The sequence below is a fragment of the Chitinophaga sp. genome, assembly GCF_035564935.1.
Taxonomy (GTDB): domain Bacteria; phylum Bacteroidota; class Bacteroidia; order Chitinophagales; family Chitinophagaceae; genus Chitinophaga.
On record NZ_DATMTE010001058.1, the window covers coordinates 1 to 2,333 of the forward strand.

Annotated in this window: 2 protein-coding genes; both read right to left on the reverse strand. The window is 46.8% G+C overall.

The features are described 5' to 3' along the window. Positions 1 to 324 precede the first annotated feature (324 nt). Positions 325 to 1,455 (reverse strand): 4-hydroxyphenylpyruvate dioxygenase, encoded by a 1,131-nt coding sequence (hppD, locus tag VN105_RS27475; protein ID WP_325646295.1) that lies wholly within the window; start codon positions 1,453 to 1,455, stop codon positions 325 to 327. Between the two features lie 53 nt (positions 1,456 to 1,508). After that, on the reverse strand, positions 1,509 to 2,333 hold an 825-nt coding region (locus VN105_RS27480; RefSeq protein WP_325646297.1), incomplete at its 5' end, for a homogentisate 1,2-dioxygenase.

Here is a 2,333-nt window from a genome sequence, read left to right on the forward strand (position 1 = left end):
GCGTAATCATCATAATCCTGAGTCAGACAAAATCCGCTTTAGGTCTTCCTCGCGGTGCAAATCCAGATATATGTTGCTTTTAAAACAGGAAGGGAGATAAAAGTGAATAATCTCACTCCCATCTCCCCTCGCATTTTTTTATCCAAAATGTGGTCAAATCAAAATACCATTGCACTGCGCGGATTTCTAAATACAGGCAAATTTTTCCGCTTCTATCTCCCAAAATCCTTTAAAATCCCAAATAATCAAATCAGGGTAATCAACGTAATCATCATAATCCTGAGTCAGACAAAATCCGCGTACCGCCGAAGGCGGCGAAGGGAATTACAAATTACCCCGCAACGCCTGCTCCCGTTCAATAGATTCAAACAGCGCCTTGAAATTGCCTTTGCCAAATGATTGGGCCCCTTTACGCTGTATAATCTCAAAGAATACTGTAGGCCGGTCCTGTATAGGCTTGGTGAAGATCTGTAATAAATATCCTTCATCGTCACGATCTACCAGGATGCCTAACTTTTGCAGGGGCGCTATCTCTTCATCGATCTTGCCTACACGGTCCAGCAGCGTTTCATAATATACCGGGGGTACTGTAAGGAACTCAACGCCCCTGTTCTGCAGCTCGGTCACTGTATGCACAATATCGTTAGTGGCAATGGCCACGTGTTGCACCCCCGGTCCGCCGTAGAAGTCCAGGTATTCCTCGATCTGCGATTTCTTCTTGCCTTCTGCGGGCTCGTTGATCGGGAATTTCACACGGCCGTTACCGTTACTCATCACTTTACTCATCAGGGCAGAATACTCAGTGGAAATATCGCTGTCGTCGAAAGAGATCAGGTTCCTGAAACCCATTACCCGCTCATAAAATTCCACCCAGGTATTCATCTCGTTCCAACCCACATTTCCCACACAATGGTCTACATATAACAGGCCGGTTTCAGTTGGCTGGTAAGTTGATTTCCACTCCTTATAACCTGGCATAAATAATCCTTTGTAGTTCCTGCGTTCTACAAACAGGTGCACGGTATCGCCATAAGTATGAATACCACTGCGCACTACTTCGCCAAATTCGTCTTTCTCCACAACAGGCTCCAGGTAAGGCGTGGCGCCGCGTTTTACGGTTTCCTCGTATGCGGAGCGGGCATCGTCTACCCATAGTGCCAGCACTTTCACGCCATCGCCGTGTTTGGCAACGTGACGGGCTATTTCTGTATCCGGTAACAGGGACGTGGTAAGTACAAAGCGCAGTTTATTCTGCACCAATACATAAGAAACCCTGTCTTTCACCCCGGTTTCAGGACCGGCATAAGCCACTGGTTGAAAACCAAAGGCAGTTTTGTAATAATGTGCCGCCTGCTTGGCATTGCCTACATAAAACTCTACATAGTCGGTGCCGTTGAGGGGTAAGAAATCTTGCTGACCGGTTAAGTTGTCTGCATTCATTAATGCTGTTTCCATAACATTCAATTGTTTTGGTTTTATAAGTTGGTTGGTTTTTGTTTAATCATTTATTATTCCGCCCAGCTCATCACATAGCTGCCGTCTTCAATGCCCAATGCGGCTTCTGTGATCTGCAACGGGTGAAAGGTATCTACCATCACTGCCAGTTCTTTTGTTTCCTTTGCACCGATACTTTTTTCCACAGCTCCCGGGTGAGGCCCGTGGGGGATACCCGCAGGGTGCAGGGTGATCATTCCCCGCACTACGTGTTTACGGCTCATAAAATCGCCATCTACATAATACAACACTTCATCGCTGTCGATGTTGCTGTGGTTATACGGTGCAGGTATAGCCAGCGGATGGTAATCAAATAACCGCGGACAAAAGGAGCATACCACAAAGTTGTTGCCTTCAAAGGTTTGATGCACCGGTGGCGGCTGGTGTACCCGCCCGGTGATCGGTTCAAAATCGTGGATGGAAAAGGCAAACGGGTATTCGCATCCATCCCAGCCTATCACATCAAAGGGATGGTGTTTATAATGAATGGGATAAATCACCCCTTTCTTTTTAATACGGATCAGGAAATCGCCTTCCTCATCAATGGTTTCCAGTTGTTGCGGCTGCCGGATATCCCGTTCGCAATAAGGGGAGTTTTCCAGCAGTTGCCCGTATTTGCTCAGGTATCTCTTTGGATAACGGATAGGGCTAAACGATTCCACAATAAACAGGCGGTTGCCATCGCTGTTGAAAGTGATCTGGTAAATAGTGCCGCGGGGAATCACCAGGTAATCCCCATAGCCGAACGCCAGTTGTCCGTATTGCGTTTTCAATACGCCGCTGCCTTCATGTATAAAGATCATTTCATCGGCATCGGCATTTTTATAAAAGTATCCTTC